This is a genomic window from Tahibacter sp., from assembly GCF_035481375.1.
Classification (GTDB): Bacteria; Pseudomonadota; Gammaproteobacteria; order Xanthomonadales; family Rhodanobacteraceae; genus Tahibacter.
Map to the genome: position 1 here is coordinate 15513 of NZ_DATIGT010000103.1, position 25759 is coordinate 41271.

Consider the following 25759-nt stretch of genomic DNA (forward strand, 5'->3'; position numbering starts at 1 on the left):
TGCATCGCGCACTGAATTGGGCGGCCGCACGCCGTCATCGGCGGATCTTCGCCAGCGTGTCCCGGAGCGATCTGCCCGCTACGGATCCGGACGTGTCGTTTCCGTATCGAGTGCAACGCCTGGCGTTCGCGCCGTCCGCTCGGCGTGCCCGGTCCACAGCCGCGCGGCGCGTGTCAGCCGATGCTCCGCGCCGAGCGCCGCGGCAAGGCGCGGCTCGGCGGAATGAATCTGCGCGGCGCCTGCTGCGTCTCCGGCCAACTGCCTGCCGCGTCCCTGCAGCGCCTCGGTCCAGGCCCGCAGCCAGTCGCCGAACGGCAACGGCTGCGCTGCGTTCGCCGCTGCGTCGGCGGCGCTGCGTAACGCGGCGGCGTCGCCCGACCCCAGCGCGAACTCGATCTTCAGCGCGAGCGTGCGCACGAGCGGGCGCAGCGCCGCGCGGCCGCCGCTGCGAAACTGCGCGGCCGCGATGTCGAGCTGCGCCTGCGCGCCGGCCGGATCGCCGCGCGCCTGCAACAGGCGGCCGCGCTGTTCCGGAACCAGACCGCGGTAATGATGCGACGGCGGATAGCTCGCCGCGATCAGCGTTTCCGCGCGGGCGAGCTCCGTATCGGCCTTGCCGAAATCACGCTGCAGCAACGCGGCTTTCGCACGTTCGATCGCGGCCTGCGCGAGCGGCGCGCCTTCCGCGATCTTCAGTTCGCGCTGTATCGCCGCCGCGCGATCGAGCAGCGGCACGGCCGCATCGGGCTGCTCCAGCACGAGCTTGGCGGTGGCGGCATTGATGAGCCGCTGGCTCAATCCGGCCGACGCGCCGGCATGTTCCTCGGTGCGCGCAATCACTTCGGCGAAGCTCGCGTCGGCATCGAGCACCCGTCCGCCGTTCAGTCGCGCCAGCGCGAGATTGCCGAGCGTCGACAGCGCTGCGGCGCTGTCACGCCGGCCGAGCCGCGTATAGATCGCGAGCGCGCGCTCGTTGTGGGTCAGGGAGTCGTCGATCTTTCCGCCGTAATACGAGCCCAGCGCGTAGGCATGCTCGATGCCGGCGAGCTGCAGCGCGGACTCGGTGTCTTCGCCGACGCCGCCCTCGGCCTCGGCCAGTGCGGTGCGCAGCATGTCCATGGCTTCCGCATCACGGTTCAGGTCGGCGAGCACTGCGCCAGCGACGCTGCGACAGCGCAGCAAAGTCGCGCGCGCGCTGCCGGTCAGCGCCGTTGCCAGCGCGACACCCCGCTCGCTGAGTTCGCGAGCCCGCTCGAGCTTCCCGCCGGCGTGCTCGGCGAACGCAAGCACGCAGCGCAGGCGCGCGCCGAGTTCGGCCGGCAGTTCATCGATATCGCTGCGCTCGAGCAACGGCGCCAGCAGTTCGCGCGCGCCCTGCGGATCGCGGCGCAGCAGCTGCAGTTCGCCGAGCACCGAGTGGACGAGCACGGCCGAGTCGCGGTCGGCCGGCGGATGCGCCCCGAGCCAGACCGCGCCGCGGCTCAGCAGTTCGCTCGCGGTGAATTTTTCCGACTCGTTCGCGCTGTCGCGGAACAGGCCGACGAGAAATTCGTACAGCGCGCCGTTGCGCGCGGCTTCGAGGCGTGCGGCATCGCGTTCCGCGCGCGCGCGATCGCGTTCCTGCGCGGCGATGCGCGCCTGCCACAACGTGCCGGCCACACCGAGCATCACCGCTACACCGAGCAGGCCCGCGACGGCGACGGCAACGCGATGGCGCTGCAGGAACCTGCGCAACCGGTAGCCGCGCGACGGCGCGCGCGCGTCGATCGGCAGCCGGGCTGCGCTGCGATCGAGGTCGCGCAGCAGCGCGTCGACCGTCGCGTAGCGGTCCGCGGGCTCCTTGGCCAATGCCTTGCCGACGATCGCATCGAGATCCCCGCGCACCTGCCGCGCCGGCACCTGCGTCAATGTCGTCACCTCGCTCGGCGGCGGCGGCGTCACCTCGCAGGCGCGGCGCACGAATTCCGCGAGCGACAGGTCGCGCATCGCCAGCGGTGGACGTCCGCTCAGCAGCAGATACAGCAGCGCGCCCAGCGCGTAGACGTCGGTCGCCGTCGTGACTGGCTCGCCGGTGAGTTGCTCGGGCGCGGCGAAGTCCGGCGTCAATGCGCGCTCGTGCGTCTGCGCGCCGTCCGCGTCGAGCAGCTTCGCGATGCCGAAATCCAGCAGATGAACCTGAGCCTCATTGTCCACCAGTATGTTCTGCGGCTTCAGGTCGCGATGGACGATCAGGTGCCGATGCGCGTGCGCGACGGCGGCGGCCACGGCGCGGAACACGCGCAGGCGCTCGTCGAGGCCGGGCTGCGCGCGCGCGCACCAGTGGTCCAGCGTCACGCCGGCGATGTATTCAGTGACGAGATACGGCGTGCCGCCGGCGCTGAATCCCGCGTCGAGCAGCCGCGCGATCTGCGCATGCTGCAGCCGCGCGAGCGCTTGGCGCTCCTGCGCGAAGCGCGAGCGCAGGCTTGGCGAGTCCTCGCGCAGGAACTTGATCGCGACCTGCTGGCGATACGCGCCGTCGGCGCGTTCGGCGAGCCACACGGTGCCCATGCCGCCCTGCCCGATCGGCTGCAGCAGGATCCAGGGACCGACGCGCTGCGATGCGGCCGGCTGCGCGCCTCGGGCCGCGTCCGGCAGCGGGATTTCATCGGCCCGGTCGATGCCGCGCAGCCAGCCGCGCAGCGCGGCGGCGTCCTCGGGTACCGAAGCGTCGAGTTCGGCCAGGCGCCGCTGCCGTTCCGACTCGACCAGCGCCAGCAATTCGTCGAGCGTGCCTTCCAGCCGCGCCCAGCGCGCCCGTTCCGGATCCGTGCCCGTGCCGCTCATGACGGCGCGCTGTCCGGATGCAGCTGCGCATACAGCCAGCCGCGCGCCTTCAGCCAGTCGCGGCGTACCGTGCTTTCCTCGACCGCGAGCAGGCTGCCGATTTCCGTGTTGCTCATGCCGGCATAGAAACGCAGGTACACGACCTGTGCGAGACGCGGGCGCACGCGCTCGAGCTGGTCCAGCGCATCGGCGAGTTCGATCGCGCCGAGGGCTTCGGCCTCGTCGATGACGCTCAGCGCCGCGTCGTCGATCGCGACGGGCGCCAGCCCGCTGCCGCGCTTTCGCGCAAGCCGGCCGCGGGCGTAGTCGACGAGCACCTGACGCATCGCGCGGCCGGCCAGCGCGTAGAAGTGACGGCGGTCGGCGACGCCCGGCAGGCTGCCGCCGCGCAGCTTCATGTATACCTCGTTGACGAGTGCGGTTGTGGACAATGTTTCACCGCCGCCGGAAAGACGCCGCTCGTGCCGCGCGATGCGGCGCAGGTCGGCCTGGCCGACCGCGAACAGTTCCGCGAGCGCGCCGGTGCGCTCGCTGAGCAGGCGCTGCAGCAGCTCGGCGATCCGCGCCGTCGCTTCGGCGTCATCGGGAACGTCGTGCGTGTCGACCATGGTGCCCCGGCACGGCAGGAATTGCCCCAGTACAGCACAGTCCCGCCAGCGACGAAACGTCCGCTGCACGGATCGGCACCGCTTCCTCGTATTGGAGGCGGCACGGGCTCGCGCCCCTCCTGAAGGCAGACTTCCATGAATCGCGATCGCAGACCTTTCCACAACGCCGGATGGCTCGCAGCGCTGCTGCTCGCCTGCCCCGCGGCGCACGCCGCGACGCTGACCTGGCCGAATCTCGTGGGCGTCGGCAGTTGCCTCGGCACCTTGCAGGCCTGCATCGACAGTGCGGCTCCGGGCGACACCGTGCAGATCGGCACCGACGACCTGTTCGTGCCGGACGCCTATACGGCCATCGACGAGTTCGTCACGATCCGCAAGTCACTGACCCTGCGCGCCGTCACGGGCATCGACGCGGTGTTCGCGCCCCGGCGCGGCATCGCGGTGCAGTCCCCCGCGAGCGGTCCGGTCAACGTGCGCATCGAGGACCTCGTCTTGCGGCGCGGCAGCCTCTTCGTCCAGCACCAGTCGACCGATGCGTCGACCTACGCGCTGAGCCGCATCCGCATGGTCGAGGCCGACAACACGACCGGCGACTGCATGATCCGCATGACCGGCACAGGCAGCGGCAACCCGACCTTCGTCATCGGCGACAGCACGCTGCTCGCTACCGGACCGACCGGCCTGCCGCGACCCGCGATCTGCGCCGATCGATTCACCGGCAGCTGGCAGGTCAACCTGTTCCGCAACCGCATCCGCGGCGAGAACGGCGTGCTCGGCAGCGGCATCACCGTCGCCGGCAGCGCCGGCGGTTTCGTGACGCTCGATGCGAACCGCGTCACCGGCAGCCGTTTCGTGCGCGGCATCACCGTGTCGCAGAACACCGGCAGTCCACCGAACCGCGTGACGCTGCAGAACAACGTCGTGCAAGGACAGGACAACCTCGGCGGCACCGACTACGCGCTCGGCGTCAATCTGACGAACACCGACGTGCACGTCGTCAACAACACCGTGATCAACGGCGCGACCGGCGTGGCCATCAACGGCACCACGACCGCCGGCAACAGCGGCCGCATTGCGAACAATCTGATCGCGTTCAACAGCGTCGTCGGCCTGCTCGTCGACAGCCGCGTCGCCGCGGTCGTGCCGAATCGGTACAACCTGATTCACGGCAACGGCAGCGAGGCGTTCACGCCGGGTACCGGCACGATCACGGCCTCGCCGGCGCTGTCCAGCGCGCGCAATCCGCGGCCGAGCGGCGTGTCGCCCGCCGTGAACGCCGGCAACAACGCGGATGCGCCGACGTTCCCGTTCGGCCCGACCTACGACGCCGACGGAGAACTGCGCAGCGTGGGCACCGCGGTCGACATCGGCGCGTTCGAACTGAACTTCGATTTCGCCGTGCGTCAGGAAGCCAGCGCCGCCAACACCGGGGCCAATGAAACGCAGATCGACGCGCTCGCGAACCGGCTCGGCCCCAGCGAGAGTCTTCTCGTCACGCCGCTGCGCGGCAGCGCGAGTGCCACGGAAGCCGGCGCGACGCTCGGCGTGTACCGCGTGTCCAACCCACCGGCGCTCTATGCGCTTTTTCGCGAGGACCAGCTCGCGATCTCGACCGGACGGCGCTATGCCGTGATGGCGCCGTTAGACGGCCGGCGCACGTCGGTGCACATGACGACGCCGGGCAACATCGTCAACGCCTATACGCAGCTCGACGATCCGGAACTCAACAACCGCCCGGAGGCGCTGCTGTTCGCTCTGCACAACTGGAATCCCGGCGGTGTCGGCGGTACGTACCACGACCACCGCATCGGCGTCTCGTATCTCGGCGGGCGCTGGTACATCGGCAACCAGGACTCGGTCGACATGGTCAGCGGCGTCGCGTTCAATTTCAGCGTCGCGCCGCCGGGATCGCCGAACGCATTCTCGCAGCCGGTCGGCGCGAGTCCGCGCAGCGAGTTGCGGCTCGCGCATCCGCTGCTCGACGACAACGACTGCGCCGCGCCGCAGCTCACGCGCACCGGAACGCCGTCGAGCGACACCGGCTTCAGCCTCGCCTATGTACGCGGCGGCTACGGTGCGCCGGGTCGCTGGGTCGTCGTCGCCGAAGGTACGGGATCGCCGACGTTTGCCGCGAACACCGGCTTCAACGTGATGCTGCACGGCGCGCAGGCGAACGAATGCCGCGACGATCGGATTTTTGCGGATGGACTGGAGGCTGTCTTGTAGCGACGGCGATCGATAACGCTTCACGCAGGAGACGGGCCGGCGGCTGTTCTCTGGCGGCGAGGCCCCCGCGTTACTTGCCTGCAGGCGAGAAGCGGTGGGCTCGGGCGAGTCATCGCAACGTGTAGCGAGCTTTCTCAACGAGTGGGAACGAACCCTCCCCTTCACGGGGAGGGCATGGGTGGGGATGGGTTTGCTTTGCACTGTCAGGAGACGGCGCTGAAAATCCAAAGGCCTCAGAGTTTCCGTTTGCCCCGGGAAGCGCCACGCGCCTCATCACCAGGCGCCGGCTTCGCCGTCAGCGCCCCCCAGACGGCTTCGAAACCCCATTCGCAAATCGTGGACGCCGCGCCGGGCTCCCGCGCCATGTGGTCCATCGTCGTCGTCGCGACGGCTTCCATGACAGCGCCGACGAACATCGCCGGCGCCTGCCGCATCGGGCCCTGGGCGCTGATCATGCCGATCAGCGCAAACATTTCCTCGACGCCCTTGAGTCCGGTCGCGCGGGTTTCGGGCGTGATCCTGTCGGACACCGCGAGCTGCGCGAGCGCCCGGCGCTCGGCGGGATGCTGGACACCCCAGGCCGTCCATGCCTTCCAGCTCGCCTTCAGCTGCGTGCGCAGGTCGGCCTCGCGCGGAACCGCAGCGGACACGCGGGACGTCAGCTCGCGCTTCACATGAAGGTAGAGCTCGTTGAACAGGATGTCCTTGTTCGGAAAGTATACAAACAGCGTTCCGTCGGCCACCTTGGCCGTCCTGGCGATCTTGGCGGTCGGCGCGCCGAGCCCTTCTTCGGCAATCACGCGCGCCGCCGCGGTCAGGATCGCGATCCGCTTTTCCTCGTCTTTCTGGCGAGCCATTGCCGTTGCCGTGCCCCGTTCCCGTGTCGATGTCCGCGCAGACGGCGTTGCCGCACTTGCGGACGGCGCGATCGTGTCGTAATAATGAGTGCGTAGGCAGTTAATAATAACTGCCGTGGCCGAACCTTACACCCGCCTTTCGTCCGACGAAAGGACGGCGGCTCGACGGCGACTTTCCGTGACTCGCCTCGCCCGCCGTCCGCCGTCTCCGCCGCATCGCGCAGAAGCGTTGCGCGGCGCCGGCGGAACGTAACCGCACGCAGTCTCCGACGGAGTCCCGGCATGGCGATCAGAATCAACGGCAGCGACGTCGCACCCCCGACGGATCCGCGCACTTCACTGCTCGACCTCCTGCGCGACGGCGCCGGGCTGACCGGAACGAAGGTCGGCTGCAATCAGGGTGCCTGCGGCGCCTGTACCGTCCTCGTCGACGGCACGCGCGTGCTGTCGTGCCTGACCCTGGCGGTGCAGGTCGACGGACGATCGGTCACGACGATCGAAGGGCTGGGCAGCGGCGGCGGACTGCATCCGCTGCAGCGCGCATTCATCGACTGCGACGGCCTGCAGTGCGGCTACTGTACGCCGGGACAGATCTGCGCGGCCGCGGCGATGCTCGAGGAAATCGCCGCGGGCGTGCCGAGCTACCTCACCGCGGACCTCAGCGCGCCGATACCCGTTTCGCGCGACGAGATCCGCGAGCGCATGAGCGGCAACCTCTGCCGCTGCGGCGCTCACAACGGCATCGTCGACGCGATTCTGCGCGTCGCCCGGGAGCAGACGCCATGATGCCGTTCGTCTACGACCGCCCGACCTCGATCGGCGAAACCCTCGCACTGATGGAACACCGCGGGCACCAGTTGCTCGGCGGCGGAACCAATCTCGTCGATCTGATGCGCAAGGGCATCGCGCAACCGTCGCGCCTCGTCGACGTCACGGCGCTGTCGGGCCGGATCGACGCCGCGGCCGACGGCAGCCTCATGATCGGCGCCGCGGCGCGCAACAGCGAGGTCGCCGCGCATCCGCTGGTGCGCGCGAACTACCCGATGCTCGCACGCGCGATCCTCGCGGGCGCCTCGGCGCAGATCCGCAACATGGCCACGGTCGGCGGCAATCTCATGCAGCGCACGCGCTGCCTCTATTTCCAGGACGCCGCGGCCGCGCGCTGCAACAAGCGCGTGCCCGGCAGCGGCTGCGATGCGATCGGCGGATTCAATCGCTACCACGCCATCGTCGGCACATCGCCCGCCTGCATCGCGGCGCATCCGTCGGACATGTGCGTTGCGCTCGCGGCGCTCGACGCGACGGTCCACGTGACCGGCCCCGGCGGCACGCGTGCGATCGCGCTGACCGGCTTCCATCGCCTGCCGGAAGACCGGCCCGATCGGGAAACGGAACTCGCGAGCGACGAAATCATCGTCGGCGTGGAGGTTCCCGCCCCATCCCGCGGCGCCCGCTCGACCTACCGCAAGGTGCGCGATCGCGCGAGCTACGCGTTCGCGCTCGTCTCGGTAGCCGCGTCGCTGGAGCTGCACGACGACCGCATCGCGCACGTGCGCCTCGCGTTCGGCGGCATCGCGCCGAAACCCTGGCGGGCGCTGCGCGCCGAGGCGGCGCTGCTCGGCGAGCGCGCCACGCCGCACGCGCTCGCTGCAGCCGTCGCGACGGAATTCGTCGATGCCGCGCCGCAGCGCGACAACGCCTTCAAGGTTGACCTCGCGATTCGCACGGCGACCGCCGTGCTGACCCAGCTCGGCGGGAGCGCGCCATGAGCCGGCTGCAGAACGTGATGATCGCGTCGCTGCGGACCGTGCTGGGCTGGGTTCCCGACCGGTGGCTTCCGGGCAGCCGGCCCGACGCGCTGATCGGGCGCGTCGCCGCGGTGGGGCGGCACGACGTACGCGTGGACGGTCGGGCAAAAGTGACCGGCACCGCGCGGTTCGCGGCCGAGGTCGCGATGGACCGGCTGTGCTACGCAGCGCTCGTGCACAGCACGGTCGCGCGCGGACGCATTGCACGGCTCGACACAACCGCGGCACAAGCGGCGCCGGGCGTCGTCCTCGTCCTGACTCACCGCAACATGCCGCGGCTCGCGCCGCCGGATCTGATCGGCGTCTCGAATCTGTCGGCGATCGGCAACAGCAGCCTTCCGGTGCTGCAGGATGCCGACGTGCGCTATGACGGACAGATCGTCGCGGCCGTCCTCGCCGAAACGCAGCTACAGGCCGATCATGCGGCCTCGCTCGTTCGCGTCGACTACGCGCGCGCCGACGCGCGCACGCGGTTCGAGCAGGCCAAGGCCGATGCGCGCACGCCGGCCTCGATCCTGATCGAGAAGAACCACGAGACGAAGGGCGATGCCGATCGGGCGCTCGCGCAGGCCGCGCACGCGGTCGACGCCGTGTACACGACGCCGGCGCTCAATCACAACGCGATCGAGCTCCATGCCGTCACGGTCGACTGGCAGGACGATGCGCTGATCGTGCACGACGCGACGCAGATGGTCGCCGCCACCGCCGCAACGATCGCCAGACTGTTCGGACTGAAGAAAGAACAGGTACGTGTCTTCTCGCCGTTCGTCGGCGGCGGATTCGGCGGCAAAGGTTTCTGGGATCACCAGATCGTCGCCGTCGCTGCATCGAAAATCGCCCGCCGGCCGGTTCGCCTCGTGCTGACGCGCGAGGGTGTCTATCGCAGCGTCGGCGGACGCAGTCCGTCCGAGCAGCGCGTCGCGATCGGTGCCGACGCGGACGGGCGATTCACGGCGCTCGTGCACACGGGCTATTCCGTGATGCCGGCTTACGCCGCGTGTCCGGAGCAGTTCACGCTCGGCAGCCGCGTGCTCTATCGCGCCGCAAACGTCGAGTTCCTGCAGCGTCATCTCGATCTCGACGTCGTGCCGAACACGTTCATGCGCGCGCCCGGCGAGGCGATCGGCACGTTCGCGCTCGAGAGCGCGATCGACGAACTCGCGCAGGCGATGGGGCTCGATCCGATCGAGCTGCGGCGCCGCAACGAACCCGAGCGTCATCCGATTCACGGGCATCCGTTTCCGCAGCGGGCTCTGACCAAGGCCTATGCCGACGGCGCGCAGCGCTTCGGCTGGACGCGGCGCGCCGCCGAGCCCGGCGCACGCCGCGACGGCGAATGGCGGATCGGCATGGGCTGCGCGACCGGCACCTATCCGTATACGCGGATGCCCGGTGCCACCGTGCGGCTCACGCTGCGTCGCGACGGCACGGCGACGGTGGCGAGTTCGGCGCAGGAAATGGGCATGGGCACGGCGACGGTGCAGATCCAGCACGCGGCCGATCGCCTCGGCCTGACTACCGAAGCCGTCTCGTTCGAACTCGGCGACTCGATGCTGCCGCCCGCGCCGTTCGCGGGCGGCTCCGGGCAGACCGCGTCGCTGCTCGGCGCCGTCACGGCGGCCGTGAAAGAACTGATCGCCGAACTGCTGAAACTCGCCGGCAACGACAGTCCGGTCGCGGGACTGCGCGCGGACGAGGTTCAGTTGATCGACGGCAGCGTGGCCGGCATCGCCGATGCGTCGCGGCGCGAACGTTTCCAGTCCCTTCTCGCGCGCGCCGGGCGCGACGACCTCACGGTGACGGCCACCGGAAATCTGCCGCTGGAGATGCTCCGGTTCGCGATGCACAGCTACTCGGCGATCTTCTGCGAGCTGCGCGTCAGCGACGTGACCGGCGAGGTGCGCGTCGACCGGCTGCTCGGGTCGTTCGACTGCGGAACCATCCTCAATCCCAGGACGGCGGCGAGCCAGTTCAAAGGCGGAATGATCATGGGACTCGGGCTCGCACTGACCGAGGAAACGCTGTTCGACGCACGCAATGGCCGGATCATGAACGCGACGCTCGCCGACTATCACGTACCCTCGCATCTCGACGTGCCCGAGATCGAGGTCATGTGGACCGGCATTCCGGATCCGCGCTCTCCGCTCGGTGCGCGCGGCATCGGCGAGATCGGCATCACCGGCGTGGCGGCCGCCGTGGCGAACGCGGTGTTCAACGCGACCGGCCGGCGTGTCCGCGAGCTGCCGATCACGCTGGACAAACTGCTGTAGCGCGCCGGGACCGATTGCACTCCTCGACGTCGCGCAAAGCGAATACCATCGCCGGCCGTCAACGACGAGGAACGCTCAGTGATCCGGAACGCCGCAGGCTTTCTCCCGCTGTTCCTGGCCTGCCTGCCGATGGCGTCCGCATCGGCAGCGCAGGCCGTCGATGCAAAAACGTTCCTGGCGCGCGGCCCTCGCGGCGCGTCCGAGATCCGCATCACGCAGGTCAAATCCGGCGATGCCGACCTCACGCTCGCGCTGAACCGCTTCGAGGTATTCGGGCGCACGGCGCAGCTCGTCGCGGACGACGGCCGCGGCAAGGTCGAACGCATCGCGCGTCCGCGCACGCGCTATTTCAGCGGCCGGGTCGTGCAGACCGGCGAGACGGCGTTTCTCGCGGTCGAGGACGACGGCAGCGCGCGCGGCATCGTCGACGGCGGCGGACGCACGTATTCGCTGTCCGGATCGGCGCGCGACGGCTTGCGCCTCACGGCGATCGACATGCGCGAATCGCGCGCGGACGGCGGCTTTCGCTGCGAGGCGGACAGTCTCGACCCGGCGCGCGGACTCATCGAGGACAGCCGTTCGATCGTGGCGGCACCCTCGCCGGCATCTGCGCGCGGCGCGCTGCCGTATCGCGCCCGCGCGGCCATCGAAACCGACTACCAGTTCTATCAGCGCTTCAACGACGCAGCGGCGGCGACGCGCTACGTCGGCGACCTGCTGGCCTATGCGTCGACCAAATACGTCGCCGAGGTGAACACGCGCCTCGAAGTCGTCTTCGTGCGGTTGTGGACCACGGCCTCGGATCCCTGGAACGAGACCATGTCCAACTGCAGCCTCTACGAGTTCGGCGCGTACTGGAACGCGAACATGACCAGCGTCTCGCGCACCTTCGCGCACATGCTCAGCGGCCGCTCGACCGGCGGCGGCATCGCCTGGGTCGGGACGCTGTGTTCCGGGCCGTTCACCACGAATGTCCCGACCTGCAATTTCGGCACCGGCAATCTCAGCGCCGGCGGCGACTACGGCTTCACCGGCAACATCAGCGGCAATTTCAATCCCGGCAATCCGCAGGTGATCTGGGACATCGTCGCGACGTCGCACGAGATCGGCCACAACTTCAATTCGCCGCACACGCACTGCTATGGCGGCATCGGCGGCAACGCCGAGCCGATCGACCGCTGCTATGCCGGACAGGCCGGCCAGACCGGCTGCTACGGCGGTGCGACGTCGCTGCCGGGCCCGGCCGGCCAGGGCAGCGGCACGATCATGAGCTATTGCCATCTGCTGTCGCCGCAGATGGCCAACATCAGCCTGACGTTCGGCAACGGCCATCCCTACGGCATCGCGCCGGAACGCGTGCCGACGCGGATGACCGCGCGCATGGACAGCCTCGCGCAGTCGAACCCGGCCTGCGTCATCGACGACACGGTGTTTGCCGACGGCTTCGAGTAGCTCGGCCGGTCGCGCGCCGGCCTGCCTGAGCGCGAAACCCGCCGGTAGCCGGAAGCGCGCCCGTTCACCCGTACGCGCCACGGCAACCGGGACATTTCCGTCCATGCATGATTCGCGTGCGGAGCGCGCCCGACGCTCGGGCCGTCGTGGCCGGCACACGCCTCGCCGCAGACCGCCGGTCTGCCGGCGTGCCGCGGCCTATGCTCTGCGCCGGTCCGTCGGGAGTCGTCCATGAAACAGGCCATCCACCTGCTCGCGCTGGTCTTCTGCGCAGCACCGTCGCCGGTAGTCGCCGAATCCGGCGCGCGCGTCGCGTTCGAGCAGCTCAAGGGTCTGGCCGGCGACTGGCGCAGCGAGAAACAAGGCAACGCCACCGTCGTGAACTACGCTGTGATCGCCAACGGCACGACGGTCGTCGAGAACTGGACCATGAGCCCGACGCTGCGGTCGATGACCGTCTACACGCTCGACGGCGACCGGCTGATCGCGACGCACTACTGCCCGCAGGGCAATGCGCCGCGGCTGCAATGGATGCGGACCGATGCGGACGGCACGCATCGCTTCGAATTCGTCGACGGCGCCAATCTGCAGGACCCGTCCGGGTCGCACGAGCACGCGTTCCGCATGCGCATCGATGCATCCGGCACGCTGCGGCGCAGCGAGGTGTATATCCGCAACGACGCCGCCTACGACGCGCAGCGTGACGTCGGCGACACGGCATCGTTCGTGCGGGTGCCTGACGCTTGAACCGCGGCGGCGGCCTTCACATCCATGAACCGCCGCGCGGCTGGGCACGACAACCGCAATCGCGTACCCTCGCGCCGCCGCCGCATGCATGACGCACGCCGGCCGCGCATGCCTTCAGGGGGGCATCAAGCAATGAACGCGGACTATTTCTGGAGGCCGGAAGGCGATCGCATGTCGCTGATCTGGCAAGCGCGCGAGCTGGGCTACGTCGTAGGACTCGACGACGGCGGCTGGCTCGCCATCAACACCTTGGGCGCGACCTCGATCCTGCGATGCACGTCGAGCCTGCAGGCGCGCGAGGCGCTGCTCGATCTCGTCGCGGCACAGTCGGCCACCCTGCCCCAGCGCGATCCGGCGCTGCGCCCCGCCGACAGTCTGCAGCCGTAGCCTCGGGACATGCGCAGCCGGCCCTGAACCGGCGCGTGCAGAAAAGCCGAACCGGTCATCGTGATGCGACGGCGCGACAGCGCCGGTCGCGCCGTCGACCACGCCGCTGTTGATGCCGACGGCGGCCACTGCAGCCGCGCCGAACCCGTCGTTGCAAAAGCGATCGTCCCGCGGTTCGGCAGGCGGCGCTGCCGCCGGCGGTCCGCGCGCAGTGCCGGATGCGCCGTTGACCGCCGGCGACGCGTTAGCATCGCGGTCGCATCGGCGACCGGCAGCCGGCAAGAGGACGACGACCACGATGGCGATCTCGCAGCGCACGCTTCGCCGCTGGCATGCGTGGATGGCGTGGACGGTCGGGCTGCAGGTCGTGCTCTGGGTCGTGTCCGGCGTCTACATGACCGCCGCGCCGATCGACTGGATCCACGGCGATCACTGGGTGCGCGCCGACGACCGCGCGCTCCCGGCACCCGGCAGCATTCTCGTCACGCCGGCGCAGTTGCAGCAGCGTTTTCCGGCCATCGAGCGCTTCACGCTGAAACCGCTGTTCGGCAAGCCCGTCTACGAGGTCCACCACGGCGCGTCGATCGCGCTCGTCGATGCGGCGACCGGCACGCCGCTGCTGCCGCTCGATGCCGGCGCCGTGCGCGCGCTCGCGCAGGCGCGCTTCGCCGGCACGGCGAGGATCTCTGCGGTGACCTGGCTGGAGACCGCGCCGCAGGAGGTCGCGACGCGCCCTGCTCCGCTCTGGCGCGTCGACTTCGACCACGTGTCGGCGCCGGCGCTGTACTACTCGCCGTTCACCGGCGAGCTGCTCGCGAAGCGGTTCGCGGGCTGGCGCGCATTCGATGCATTGTGGATGTTGCACATCATGGACTACGACACGCGCGAGGACGTCAACAACGTCGTGCTGCGCGTCGCGGCGGGCCTCGCGCTGGTGTTCGCGATTTCCGGCGCCGCGCTGCTCGTCGCGGCACGCCGCCGCGCGCCGGCCGCGCTGCGCGGCCGCCTGCCGCCACGCCCGTGGCCGTACCGGATCCATCGCCTGCTCGCCTGGATCGTCGGCGCACAGCTGCTGCTCTGGATCGCAAGCGGCCTTACCATGAGCCTGCTCGATCAGCGGGTCGTCGAGGGACAGCACTACCGGCGATCGCCGGCGCCCGCGGCGATCGATCTTTCCGCCGTCGTCGCACCGGAATCGCTGATCGCCGCGCAAGGCGCCCGCGTGCGCGCGGTGGAATTCCGCACCGCGATCGACGGTCCCGTCTACATCGTTCGCAGCGATGCGGGCGACCGCCGCTACGGCGCGCGCAGCGGCCAGCCGCAGCCGGTCGACGCGGCGCTGGCGCGAGCCATCGCGAAGGCCGACTACGCCGGACCCGGCACGGTGCAGGCCGCGCAGCGGCTCGGCGGACCGGATCTCGAAACGCGCAACCATTCCGGGTCGCTCTGGCGCGTGCCGGTCGCCGACGACATCGACACGACGCTCTACGTTTCCGCGGTCACCGGCGACGTCCTCGAACGCCGCAACCGCGTCTGGCGCATCTTCGACGTCGCCTGGATGCTGCACATCATGGATTACCGCGAACGGCGGAATTTCAACCATCCGCTGCTGGTCGCCATGGCCTTCGGCGCGGCCTGTTTCGCGGGTGCCGGCGTCGTGCTGCTCGCCCGCCGCCGGAGACGGGACAGCCGTCGGCCGGTTGCGGCCTGATCGATCGGTATCGCGTTCCTGCATTCCCGTCGCGGCGATCGGCAGCGCAGCGGCTGGATCCGCCGGAACACGTTCGAGCACACCGGCGATTCGGCCTATGACGTGAAGATCGGCGCGTACGACGTCACCGTGTCGTTCAATCGGCTGCGCGACGTCAAGCGCGCCTCGCTGCACGGATCGAGCGACAGCGAGACGGTCGGCGCGGCGATCCGCACGACGGTTCACGGCAACCTGCTCGTGACGACCGACGCGCACTACGGCGAGTCGGCCTCCAGCGGCCTGCGCCGCGGACCGCTGCTGCGGCGCGGCCAGTCGCATATGTCGGATACGCGCGACGCCGGCGAGCTGCCAGCAGCCGTCCGTGCAGCGCCAGACACCGAACCGGCCGGGCGCGCGCTGCGCGCCCGGCCTCGCTTCGAATCAGGCGGCGGAAACCTCCGTCGATGCCGGCTGCCGCGCGCCGGGGCCGTCCGCGTCGATCTCCGCATCCGATTCGCGGATCTGCGCGACGAAACTCGCCCAGTCCGCATCGCCGATGAAATTGCTCGCGAGCACGCGCCGCTCGTCGTCGACGAAGATATAGAACGGCGCGGCGTTGCGCGGATTGAGCGCGCGCCGAACCGCGGCGCTCACGAGCAGGACATGACCGAGCAGCGGCGAGTCCTGCAGAAATGCGCGCATGCGCCGCTTCGAGCGCGCGCTGACGACGAAGAATCCGACGCCCGAGCGGCGGATCGCGTCATACAGCGTCGCGAGTTCGGCGATGCGCCGCCGGCAGTCCTCGCAGTCGGGCGACAGGAACACCAGCACGGCAGCCTGGCCCGACAGAAAATCGCCGGACAGCCGCGCGCCGTCGCGCAGACGTCGTCCGGAAAACGCCGGCAACGTGCTGCCCGCCGGCACCGCGGTTGGCGACCGCAGATAGGCCTGCGCGCTGACGACGGCGGCGAGCCGCAGCACGAGAAACAGCACGAAGGCGACGACGACGGCGAGCACGGCCACGACGAAACTCATGAGGCTCGGCTCGATCGACGTCGGACTCATGACAGTCCGGCTTCGATCCGCAGCACGGTCGCGATGTCGCGCAGGTTCGTCGAGAGCTGGAACAGCATGAACCCGATCGCGGCCAGCGCGATCTGCGCGAACACGTCGACACCCGACACCGTCGGCATCCAGGCGCCGAAGCCGGCCGCACCGATCAGCAGGCCATTGCGCAGCAGGTCGTAGCCGGACACGGCATGCCCTGCTCCGCCGAAGCAGCGGCAGACGACGGTTCTGTCCTGCACGAGCGCGACGGCGACGACCAGCGTCATCGCCGCGAACAGCGCGGCGGCAGCCGCCATGCCGCCGCGAGCCGGGTCGCCGCCGCAGGCGATCAGCACGACGAGCAGCCATTCGACCGCGACGATCGCCGGGGCTACCGCGGCGACGCCGCCGCGCAGTTCCGGAAACGACGCGGCGAGTTCCGCACGAAAGCGCGCGAACGCGAACGTCTTGCCGAATGCGGCCACGAGCAGCGCGCACAGCAGCCACCAGCGGCAGATCTCGGCGATGTGGCCCGGGAGCGCCATCAACGCGCGGCCAGCGCTTCCCAGACCGCGGCCGGCGCATCGACGCTGCGCCGGCGGCGGATGCCTTCGTCGCGCGTGATCAGGATCGCGTCGTACCAGTCCGCGTCGGCCGATCCGCGCGACTCCGCGCCGATGCGCGCACGGACCTCGCGCGCGATCGCCCAGGCGATGCGCTCGATCGCCGGATCGCGCGATACCGGCAGGCCGATGCGCGCAAGATCGTCGCGCGTCAGCGCAAAGGTATGCGAGTGGAAATCGAACAGCAGCGCATCGGCGATCGCCTGGCGCCGCTGCGCCGCGTGATCGGGCAGATGCAGCGCGAGCAGTTCGTTGCTGATGACCTGCACTTCGCGTGTGCAGCGGTAGAACGAGGTCAGCGTCGTCGGGAAGATGCTCTCGCAGAGCTGCGGCAGCGCGCGCTCCTGCGCGGTTTTTTCGTCGATGCCGAACCAGTCGCGACTCATCTGCGGAAACAGGCGGACGTCCTGCGCCGACAGCGCCGACGGGCCGCTGCCGCCGTCGGCGCTCAGATGCGGATCGGTCGGCGAAAAGATCGCGAGCGGGCCCGCGACGATCTCGTCCGCGGCCAGGGCCATGATGGTGCCGGCCGACTCGCAGAAGTGCGGCACGATGAAACGCAGGCGCCCGGCGAATTCGCGGAACAGCAGCGCGATGCGCCGCGCCGCGTTGACCGAGCCGCCGCGGCAGAACACGACGACGTCCAGGCGCTCGCCATGCCCGATACCGCCCAGCGTCTCGTAGAGCGCCGGCAGCAGGTCGATGTCGAGACTCGTCGCGCCGAACACGACCACCCTGCCCTGCGCGTGATCCTCGAGCTCGCGGATCGCCGCGTGCACCGATCCGGCACTAGCGTTCACCGCGCGCTCCGGCGATCAGATAGTCGGCGACCGCATCGATCATGCGCAGCTCCGGCACGAGCTGCTCGACGAACAGGAATTGGCCGCCCGGATTGTTTTCGAGAAACACGTAGTCGCCGGCCGGCGTCACGATGAGATCGAGTGCGCCGTAGGTCAGTCCGTAGCTGTGCACGAAATCGCGGCAGCGCTGCGCGACGTCGGCCGGCAGGTCGAACGCGTCGTAGCGGATCGCCGCGGAGAAGTCGCGGTAGTCGGTCCGCGTGCGGGCGTCGTCCTGGGAATGGATGCGCGCAGCGAACACGCGATCGCCGATCACGGTGACGCGCAGCTCGTAGGCCTTTGCGATGTGGTCCTGGAAGAAGCACGGCACTTCGCGCAGCGAATCGAGCATGTCGAGATAGTCGTCGGTGATCCGCGTCGTCGCAACGCCGGTGGCGACGCAGTCGTCGGGCTCGACCTTGTCGGCGCCGAGAAACGGCGAAGCCATGGTCTTGAACACGATGTCGCCGCCGACCGCGGCGCGGAAGCGATGTACGGGCTCCGGAGCATTCGCGATCAGCGACGCGGGCACGCGGAATCCCATGCGCGCCGCGCGCAGCAGCTGCTCGCCTTTCCACTGCGCGGCGCGCACCGCGGCCGGATGACTCATCCAGCGGCAGTCGAGCGAATGCAGCAGTCCCAGCAGCACGTGTTCGGTCTCCTCGGCCGCATAGGCTTTCTCCTGCGGCCCGAGGTCGGTGCTCTCGAACGCGAAGTCGGCGGGCTTGCGCGTCCAGACCGCGCCGATGTCGTCGGGCGCGAGCACGTCGCCGCCGGGCCGGTAGGTCAACGCGCCCTGCCAGCGTCCGCCGGCGAACGCGAGGTCGACGCCGAACGCCGCAGGAAATTCATCGAGATTCAGCCGGAACGGCCGGTGCCCTCTCGCCGCGATGCGCTCGACGACGAGATCCGCGTGAATGTCCGCGCGGCGGGTGACGATCAGAATGCGTTGGGTCATTGCGCGATGGCTGCAGAAAAAGCGCAAAGGGCCCGGCGGTTGCCGGGCCCTTCAGGCAGGCTGCGTCTATTCAGCAATAGACGCCGCGATCCGCCGCGCCGCCGGCGCTGGTGTAGCGCAGGTTGCCCACCCAGATGTAGTCGGTGCAGCCCGCAACCGCGGCGCCGTCACGACCTTTCCACTGGGCGTCGGCCTTGGCGGCTTCACGCTTTGCGTCTTCTTTCGCGGCCAGCTTGAACGCAAACAGCTTCTGCTTGGTTTCCATTGCGAAATCCTCTCGATTGATGGAAGTGCGTCGTTGTCTACACCGCAGGGGTCGCCTGCGCACGCGACAGCCGGCGCGCGGGAACGCGCGCGGACTCGTCGGCGCCGTGTCGCTTCTGTCCCCCTGACAACAAGTCAACAACAAGACGTAGCAACCTTTCTACCATACGAGAAATTGTCGGCGACGCGCAGACTGGCATCCATGCAACAAAGGGACTAAAGTCGTCGGCTCGCCGACCGCCGCAGCGACCATGCCCGAACCGACGAGCAACGCCCCCATCGGCAGCCTGCGCGCGCTGTGGCCGCTGATACGCCGGCATCCGGGTCTGCTGTCCGGCTGGCTGGCCGCCCTGGCGGCGACGAGCGCCGCGACGCTGATCCTGCCGATGTCGTTCCGCGCGGTGATCGACGAAGGCCTCGCGCAGGCCGGCACCGACATCGACCGCGCATTCGCGCTGATGCTCGGCCTCACCGTCGGTCTCGGCGTCGCGAGCGCCGCGCACCACTTCTTTATTTCGCTGCTCGGCGAGCGCATCGTCGCCGACCTGCGCGAGCGCCTGTACGCGCACCTGATCGGCATGGACGCGGCGTTCCACGACCGCAACCGCAGCGGCGAACTCGTGTCGCGCCTGATCGCCGATTCGGAGCTGCTGCGCATCGTCATCGGCTTCACGCTGTCGGCGGCGCTGCGCAGCGGCGTCACGGTGATCGGCAGCTTCGTGATGCTGTTCGTCACGAGCCCGCGGCTCGCGGGCTTCGCGCTGCTCGGCATTCCGCTGACGATGCTGCCGCTCGTGTTCGGCGGCAAGCGCCTCGCGCGCATCGCGCGGTCGAACCAGGACCGCATCGCCGATGCGAACGCGCTCGCGGCGGAGACGCTCGGTGCCGTCCGCACGGTGCAGGCGCACGCGCACGAACCCTACGAGCGCGGCCGGTTCGCCGCCGCGCTGCAGGCCGCGATCGCGGCCGCTCGCCGGCGCATCGCGACGCAGGCGACGATGACCGCGCTCGGCATCAGCCTCGTGTTCGGCGCATTCACGATCGTGCTCTGGCTCGGCGCGCACGACGTGATCGCGCAGCGCATCACTCCCGGCACGCTCGCGCAGTTCGTGTTCTACGCCGTGATCGGCAGCGGCTCGGTCGGCGCGCTCGCCGAAGTCTGGAACGAAGTGCGGCGCGCGGCCGGCGGCATGGGGCGCATCGCCGAGCTGCTCGCCGAAACGCCGCGGATCAAAGCACCGGCGAACCCCGCGTTCCTGCCTTCGCGACTGCGCGGCGACGTGCGCATCGAGCATCTGCACTTCCGCTATCCGCAGCAGCCGGACCGACCGGCGCTCGCCGACTTCAGCCTGCACGTCCGGCCCGGCGAAACCGTTGCCGTCGTCGGGCCTTCCGGCGCCGGCAAGAGCACGCTGTTCTCGCTGCTGCTGCGCTTCCACGATCCCGAAGCGGGCCGAGTCCTCGTCGACGACGTCGATATCCGCACGCTCGATCCGGCGGACTTGCGCAAGGCCATCGGCCTCGTGCCGCAGCAGCCGACGCTGTTCGCCGCGAGCGCGCGCACGAACATCCGCTACGGCCGCCTCGACGCCGGCGACGACGAACTCGACGCCGCGGTGCGCGCCGCGCACGCGGCCGATTTCATCGCCGCGCTGCCGGACGGCCTCGACACCGAACTCGGCGAACGCGGCACGCGTCTCTCCGGCGGCCAGCAGCAGCGCATCGCGATCGCGCGCGCACTGCTGAAGGACGCGCCGATCCTGCTGCTCGACGAAGCCACGAGCGCACTCGACGCGCAGAGCGAGCGCGCCGTGCAGCAGGCGCTGGACACGCTGATGCAGGGCCGCACGACGCTCGTCATCGCGCACCGCCTGTCGACCGTGCTGCGCGCCGATCGCATCGTCGTGCTCGATCACGGCCGCGTCGTCGCCGAAGGCACGCACGCGCAACTGCTGGCCCAGGGCGGTCTGTACGCGGAACTTGCACGACTGCAGTTCCTCGACGCGCCGGTCGCGGCCGCCGGGTCCGCGCCGGCGCTCGTCGAACCGGCCTGACGCCGCGGCTAAAGCGTAAAACGACGCACTTTCCACTCATGCCCGCGGCGGGCAACATCGGCGCGGTCGCTTCGGCGAAAAAATTCGCCTTGTCCACTTGAGCCGTGCCGCGCGCAGGCGGCACTATCGGCCAACCGTCGGGAACGCCGTGCGCAACGCGCGTCGTTCCTGCGGCAGCCGGCAGAGCTGCCGGATGCTCCACAGTGCGCCACCACGCCGGACAGGGGAATCGGTCATGCGACATCGCTTCGAACGGACGTGCGCCGACGGCGCGCGGCTACTCGCCCGCCTGCGTCGGCTCGGCGGCCTCGCCGCGCTGCTGCTGCTCGTCGCGCTCGGCGGCTGCAGCCAGGCGATCCGCGGCGGCGCGCCGACGACGCTGGACCGGCCGTCGGGCCCGACGGCCGGACAGCCGGCGCCGCTGCCGGTCGCCGCCGAGGAACTCATGGCCGCGACCAGCGTCGCGCAGCGCAACCAATTGCTGCAGCGGCGCCTGATCATGATCGACGCGGCCTACGTCGACTTCATTTCGACGCTGCGCCGGCAGAAGACGATGACGGATCTGGCCACGAGTCTCGCCGAGCTGGCCATCGGCGTCGCCGGCACGCTGACCGACGGCGTCGCGGCGAAGACCCACTACGCCGCAGCGGGCACGCTGCTGACGGGCGGCACGGCGGTCGTCGATCAGACGCTGTATTACGAACAGACCGTGATCGCGCTCGTCGCCGCGATGGATGCGAATCGCGCGGCGCTGCGCCTGAACATCCTCAGGGGCATGAACGAGGATCTCGGCGCCTATACCGCCGACGACGCCTATGCCGATCTCCAGGCCTACGAACGCGCCGGCACGCTGCTCTCGGCGATCGGCTACATCCAGGCGACGGCCAAGCAGGCCAAGGACGCCGCCGACAGCGACATCCGCGACATCGTCGCACTGACCCCGGCGCAGTACGACGCGAAGGCCTGCAACACGCGCAGCCTGTTCAGCAACAACCCGAAGCGCACGGCGGCGAGCCTGCAAACGGCTGCCGGCACGCTCGGCCTGACGGTCCCGGACAGCGAGCAGTCCGACGCGAACGCGATCGCCGCGCGCATCAGCCAGCTCAATCGCGACGCCGACACCGGCGGCATCGCGCGCATCAACGCGGCGCTGTCGAGTGCCGGCGTACTGATCGACTGCACGCCGTAGCCGACGAATCTTCCGGAGAACCGCATGTACCAACGCTCGATTCCGGCCAACCTGTCCCTCGACGACATCGCCGGCCTCATCGCCGACGAAGAAGCCGGCGGCTCGCAGTTCGCCGACAACCAGATCCGCCTGTTCAAACAGTCGGGCAAGCCCGGCGCCATGCGCAACGTCGCGAGCTTCGAGGTGCTCGACGACGCGATCCCGAAACGCCCGACGCTGATCGAAAAAGGCGACCCGCCGCCGGCCGGTCTCGCGCTGCAGTGGACCGGCAATCTGCTCGTCAAAGGAACCTCGACGGTCGTCGGGCTGTATCGCTAGTGCGGATGGCGCAGGCGCGCCCGGCGCCGGTGCTACAGTGCGCGGCTCTGCCCTTCCCTGCCCAGCGAGCCCCGCAATGACCGACGCGCACACCTATCCCATCGGCACTCCCGGCCAGCCCTGGGGCGACGCGGAAAAGGCGGCATGGCGTTCGCGGCAGGCGCGCCGGCGCAGCTATGCGGCGGACGTGATCAGCGCGATCGATCGGCTGCGCGCGCGGTTCGACGTCGTCGAATACGGGCAGCTCGAGTACGCATCCGACGACGGCGGACCCGATCGCTATCCGCTGCTTGCGATCCGCAGCCGCGACTGGCGCAACGATCTGCCCGGCGTGCTCGTGACCGGCGGGGTGCACGGCTACGAAACCAGCGGCGTACATGGCGCGCTGCAGTTCGTCGAACGGCATGCCGCCGAGTACGCCGGCCGCGTGAATCTGCTCGTCGCGCCCTGCGTGAGTCCATGGGCCTACGAGCGCATCCACCGCTGGAACGCCGACGCGGTCGATCCGAACCGCTCGTTCCGCGACAACAGTCCGGCCGAGGAATCGGCCGCGTTGATGCGCCTCGTCGCAACAGTTCCGAACGTGCTCGTGCACGTCGACCTGCACGAGACCACCGACAGCGACGAAACCGAGTTCCGGCCCGCGCTGGCGGCGCGCGACGGCAAGGCGTACGAACCCGACACGATTCCCGACGGCTTCTATGTCGTCGGCGACAGCGACAACCCGCAGCCCGGATTCCAGCAGGCCGTGATCGCCGCGGTCGAACGCATCACGCACATCGCGCCGGCCGATGCGAACGGCAACATCATCGGCTCGCCCGTGATCGCACCCGGCGTGATCCACTATCCGGTCCGGAAACTCGGCCTCTGCACCGGCATGACCAACGCGCGCTACACGACGACGACCGAGGTCTATCCCGACAGCCCGCGCACCACGCCCGGGCAGTGCAACGCCGCGCAGGCCGCAGCGGTGTGCGCGGCGATCGACTTTGCGCTAAGCGACTGACCCCGTACGGGTTCCTGGTTCCGGTGATTCATTCCGGGAGATTCATTCCGGGACACCCAGAAGATCGGGTGATTCCGAGAGCAATTCGGGACACCCAGAAATCGGGCCGGCATGGCCGCGCAATTCCAGGACACCCACCGACATCCCGCAAAACCCGCGCAGCGATCGGACTGCCTCGAGCAGCCTCGCGCGCCGCGCGGATGACCGCAAAGGCAGGACACGTCGATTCATTCCGGGACACCCAGAGAATCGAGTGATTCCGAGGGGATTCCGAGGACACCCAGCAATTCGGATTCCGAGGACACAGCAACTCGGGAAGCAATTCGGAGCAATTCGGGACACCCAGAAATCGGAGCAATCCGGGACACCCAGAAATCGGGCCGGCATGGCCGCGCAATTCCAGGACACCCCGCGACTTGATCGGATAGCGGTGCTCGCGCACCTGCACCGCAGCCCGCCACTGGCTCGATCCTTCCTTGAAATGCAGCTTCATCGACGGGTACGAGCACGCGACGCTCCGTCACCGCGCCTCGACGGCGGGGCCGGTGCGCGGCGCGGCCGTCAGGCTTCGGATTGTCGATGCGCGGACTTCGGCGCGTCATGCGAATTCCATGTAACCACATGTGCGACATGTGCATTCGAGCCGCTTTTCTACTCGTACCGTGACGTCGCAGCATTCCTCCGCCGCACCGGCGCGTTTCAGGCGGACAGGGTCAATCGCGAGACCTCGAGCAGCGGCTGGCGCAGGCGCGTATCGAGCTGCGAGTACAGCGCGAGCGACAGCAGCCATGCACCGGCCGGCACCGGCGCGTTCGCGCTCCTCCAGGCGGCCAGCGCGCCGGCGATCTCGCCGGCCGTCGCCGCGGCATACGGCTGGACCGGAAACAGCACGACCGGCAGCCGGACCAGCGGCGACGCCTCGGGGTCTGCCGGATCGATGCGATAGGCGTAGGCCGACTGCAGCGCGATGCGCTGACCGATGCGGCGCTCGCCGAACCACCGCTGCATCAAGGCGTCCAGCGCCGATGCCGCGTCGCCGCCAAGCGCATCGATCGGCACGTCCTGCGACCAGCGCAGGAACGGCGACACTGGCTGCGTCGTCGCGATGGCGGAGCGGAAGACGTGCTCGTCGACGGTCGGTTCGCCGAGATTGCCGTTGCGCACGGCGGCGAGCGACGCCGACGCGTTCTGCAGATCGCCGAGCCCCAGCGCGGTGAAGCTCAGGCCGATGCCCGGCCAGTTCTCCGCGGGTACCGGCGGATCGAAGACATAGCGGCGGATCGCGTCGTCGCCACTGCCGTTGCCGAGGTCGACCGCCGCGCCGCTCGGCGCGCGGTAGTCGGCATCCGGCCAGCGATCGCCCGGTCCGGATTCGACCTGCGCGCGCGCCAGCTGCAGCGCCTCGATGCGTTCGCCGTCTTCGCTGTAGACGAGCACCGCACGATAGCGAAAGTCGACGCACGGCGGCGTGTCGGCGGTGACCTCGGCGTCTTCCGACGGCGTGACGTTGAACGAGACGGCAACGACGACTTCATCGTGCGCGAGGTGCTCGTGCCGGTAGTCCAGGCGATAGCGCCATTGCGCGAGTTCGGCGAGATCGCCGTCGCCCTGCGCCGCCGCGGACTGCGATTCCACGAATGGCGCGGCCGGTTCCACGAGCAGCGGAGCGATAGGACGTGTCGGCATCGCGGTATCTCCGGTGACGGTTTTCGAAAGCGCCTTGCGCAGTCCGAACCCTACCCGTTTCGAGCCCCACGGCGTCAACCTGCCGATTGCGGCGCTGTGATGCCCCCCACGAGATCGGGCACGGAAACGCCGGCACCGGGCAGGTCGTGCCACGCCGGGTCGTCCGGCGACACCTGACGCATCTGCGCCCAGTGCACGACGAGCGCACTACCCGGTCCCGACGACATCTGCATGACGAACCGCGCATGGCCGCCCTCGCCGCGCAGGCAGCCGGTGCCGATCGTCGTCGCCGCGGACGAGCGCACGAAGGTGATGTGGACGGCGCCGTCGGGCGTGATGCTCGCGTAGAACGTCGAATCGCTTTTTCTGCGACGCGTCCGGCGTGTCGCCGGCCGGCGTCAGCAAGGTGCTCGCCACGCCCCAGAAATAGCCGTCGGCACCGCCGGTGACGTGCCAGACGGTCTGATCGACGACCCAGGCGAAGACGCCGGTTGCCTCGGTGCGCAAGGCCGGCATGTCGGCCGCCGGGCAGTACCAGTAGGTGTCGCGAAGCCACTCGCGGGCGGGTCGAGGCGTCGGCGTCATCGTGTCGGTCCCTGCGCCGTCGGTATCGGCGCACGCGACGCAAAAGATACTAGAGAACGTTGCACAATGTTCACTATGATTTCCCCTGGAACGGCGGGGCCCGCCGCGAGGCGCTCGCGGACAGCGTCGTGCGGTTGCTCTAGACTCGGGCCGACCCATGCGATGGTCGTCAACCGCGACTGCAGCGACGGCTGGATGCGCGTGCAGTCCGCAACGATCCACATCCAATGTCCGGCCGTCGTCGACGACGCATCGACCGGCGGTTTGTATCTGTTTCTCAATTGGGACGTGTTGCGCCGGAACGGCGCGGCCAACCGCT

Annotated in this window: 22 protein-coding genes; 12 read left to right on the plus strand and 10 right to left on the minus strand. The window is 69.5% G+C overall.

Features of this window, described 5'->3' with window-relative positions:
* Positions 1-78 precede the first annotated feature (78 nt).
* Together VLF18_RS06420 and VLF18_RS06425 are read right to left on the minus strand one after the other, a co-directional pair.
* The gene (locus VLF18_RS06420) at positions 79-2826 is read right to left on the minus strand and encodes a protein kinase domain-containing protein (RefSeq protein WP_325278790.1); all 2748 of its coding nucleotides are present in this window, start codon (positions 2824-2826) and stop codon (positions 79-81) included.
* A complete protein-coding gene (locus tag VLF18_RS06425) occupies positions 2823-3434 on the minus strand; it encodes an ECF-type sigma factor (RefSeq protein WP_325278791.1) in 612 nt (203 codons plus the stop codon). The genes VLF18_RS06420 and VLF18_RS06425 overlap by 4 nt, the downstream gene beginning before the upstream one ends.
* A 135-nt stretch (positions 3435-3569) precedes the next feature.
* On the opposite strand from VLF18_RS06425, the gene VLF18_RS06430 reads away from it, so the two are divergent.
* On the plus strand, positions 3570-5660 hold the full coding sequence (locus VLF18_RS06430; protein WP_325278792.1) for a DUF7452 domain-containing protein: 2091 nt from the start codon (positions 3570-3572) through the stop codon (positions 5658-5660).
* Positions 5661-5893: 233 nt separating this feature from the next.
* On the opposite strand, the gene VLF18_RS06435 is transcribed toward VLF18_RS06430, so the two are convergent.
* A complete protein-coding gene (locus VLF18_RS06435; protein WP_325278793.1) occupies positions 5894-6517 on the minus strand; it encodes a TetR/AcrR family transcriptional regulator in 624 nt (207 codons plus the stop codon).
* A gap of 282 nt (positions 6518-6799) precedes the next feature.
* On the opposite strand from VLF18_RS06435, the gene VLF18_RS06440 reads away from it, so the two are divergent.
* The 7 genes from VLF18_RS06440 (at position 6800) to VLF18_RS06470 (ending at position 14892) form a co-directional block, all read left to right on the plus strand.
* A complete protein-coding gene (locus VLF18_RS06440; RefSeq protein ID WP_325278794.1) occupies positions 6800-7303 on the plus strand; it encodes a (2Fe-2S)-binding protein in 504 nt (167 codons plus the stop codon).
* The gene (locus tag VLF18_RS06445) at positions 7300-8286 is read left to right on the plus strand and encodes a xanthine dehydrogenase family protein subunit M (RefSeq protein WP_325278795.1); all 987 of its coding nucleotides are present in this window, start codon (positions 7300-7302) and stop codon (positions 8284-8286) included. The genes VLF18_RS06440 and VLF18_RS06445 overlap by 4 nt, the downstream gene beginning before the upstream one ends.
* Entirely contained in the window at positions 8283-10595 is a 2313-nt protein-coding gene (locus VLF18_RS06450) for a xanthine dehydrogenase family protein molybdopterin-binding subunit (protein ID WP_325278796.1), read from the plus strand. The genes VLF18_RS06445 and VLF18_RS06450 overlap by 4 nt, the downstream gene beginning before the upstream one ends.
* A 78-nt stretch (positions 10596-10673) precedes the next feature.
* Positions 10674-12047, plus strand: a complete 1374-nt coding sequence (locus VLF18_RS06455) for a M12 family metallo-peptidase (protein ID WP_325278797.1) — start codon at positions 10674-10676, stop codon at positions 12045-12047.
* Between the two features lie 231 nt (positions 12048-12278).
* On the plus strand, positions 12279-12794 hold the full coding sequence (locus VLF18_RS06460) for a hypothetical protein (protein ID WP_325278798.1): 516 nt from the start codon (positions 12279-12281) through the stop codon (positions 12792-12794).
* A gap of 132 nt (positions 12795-12926) precedes the next feature.
* Positions 12927-13181: a hypothetical protein gene (locus VLF18_RS06465; RefSeq protein ID WP_325278799.1), complete on the plus strand. Its 255-nt coding sequence runs from the start codon at positions 12927-12929 to the stop codon at positions 13179-13181.
* Between the two features lie 298 nt (positions 13182-13479).
* Positions 13480-14892: a PepSY-associated TM helix domain-containing protein gene (locus tag VLF18_RS06470; RefSeq protein ID WP_325278800.1), complete on the plus strand. Its 1413-nt coding sequence runs from the start codon at positions 13480-13482 to the stop codon at positions 14890-14892.
* Between the two features lie 420 nt (positions 14893-15312).
* On the opposite strand, the gene VLF18_RS06475 is transcribed toward VLF18_RS06470, so the two are convergent.
* From VLF18_RS06475 to VLF18_RS06495, 5 genes are all read right to left on the minus strand, one after another.
* On the minus strand, positions 15313-15936 hold the full coding sequence (locus VLF18_RS06475) for a peroxiredoxin family protein (protein ID WP_325278801.1): 624 nt from the start codon (positions 15934-15936) through the stop codon (positions 15313-15315).
* A complete protein-coding gene (locus VLF18_RS06480; protein ID WP_325278802.1) occupies positions 15933-16463 on the minus strand; it encodes a MauE/DoxX family redox-associated membrane protein in 531 nt (176 codons plus the stop codon). Before VLF18_RS06480 ends, VLF18_RS06475 begins: the two co-directional genes overlap by 4 nt.
* A complete protein-coding gene (locus VLF18_RS06485; RefSeq protein WP_325278803.1) occupies positions 16463-17341 on the minus strand; it encodes an SDH family Clp fold serine proteinase in 879 nt (292 codons plus the stop codon). The genes VLF18_RS06480 and VLF18_RS06485 overlap by 1 nt, the downstream gene beginning before the upstream one ends.
* Positions 17331-18338 carry an ATP-grasp domain-containing protein gene (locus VLF18_RS06490; protein ID WP_325278804.1) on the minus strand — a complete coding sequence of 336 codons (1008 nt, stop codon included), beginning with the start codon at positions 18336-18338 and terminating at the stop codon, positions 17331-17333. The genes VLF18_RS06485 and VLF18_RS06490 overlap by 11 nt, the downstream gene beginning before the upstream one ends.
* A 70-nt stretch (positions 18339-18408) precedes the next feature.
* On the minus strand, positions 18409-18603 hold the full coding sequence (locus tag VLF18_RS06495) for a hypothetical protein (RefSeq protein WP_325278805.1): 195 nt from the start codon (positions 18601-18603) through the stop codon (positions 18409-18411).
* 250 nt (positions 18604-18853) lie between these two features.
* On the opposite strand from VLF18_RS06495, the gene VLF18_RS06500 reads away from it, so the two are divergent.
* The 4 genes from VLF18_RS06500 to VLF18_RS06515 all read left to right on the plus strand — a co-directional run bounded on the left by VLF18_RS06500 (position 18854) and on the right by VLF18_RS06515 (position 23169).
* Entirely contained in the window at positions 18854-20656 is a 1803-nt protein-coding gene (locus VLF18_RS06500) for an ABC transporter transmembrane domain-containing protein (protein ID WP_325278806.1), read from the plus strand.
* 235 nt (positions 20657-20891) lie between these two features.
* On the plus strand, positions 20892-21845 hold the full coding sequence (locus VLF18_RS06505; RefSeq protein WP_325278807.1) for a hypothetical protein: 954 nt from the start codon (positions 20892-20894) through the stop codon (positions 21843-21845).
* 24 nt (positions 21846-21869) lie between these two features.
* Positions 21870-22163: a hypothetical protein gene (locus VLF18_RS06510; RefSeq protein ID WP_325278808.1), complete on the plus strand. Its 294-nt coding sequence runs from the start codon at positions 21870-21872 to the stop codon at positions 22161-22163.
* Between the two features lie 76 nt (positions 22164-22239).
* Positions 22240-23169, plus strand: coding sequence for a M14 family metallocarboxypeptidase (locus tag VLF18_RS06515; RefSeq protein ID WP_325278809.1), 930 nt, complete (start codon positions 22240-22242; stop codon positions 23167-23169).
* Between the two features lie 699 nt (positions 23170-23868).
* Here the strand turns inward: VLF18_RS06515 and VLF18_RS06520 are convergent.
* Both VLF18_RS06520 and VLF18_RS06525 read right to left on the minus strand, forming a co-directional pair.
* Positions 23869-24855, minus strand: a complete 987-nt coding sequence (locus VLF18_RS06520; protein ID WP_325278810.1) for a hypothetical protein — start codon at positions 24853-24855, stop codon at positions 23869-23871.
* A gap of 207 nt (positions 24856-25062) precedes the next feature.
* Complete coding sequence (locus VLF18_RS06525) at positions 25063-25440, minus strand: hypothetical protein (RefSeq protein ID WP_325278811.1); 378 nt, start codon at positions 25438-25440, stop codon at positions 25063-25065.
* Positions 25441-25759 lie beyond the last annotated feature (319 nt).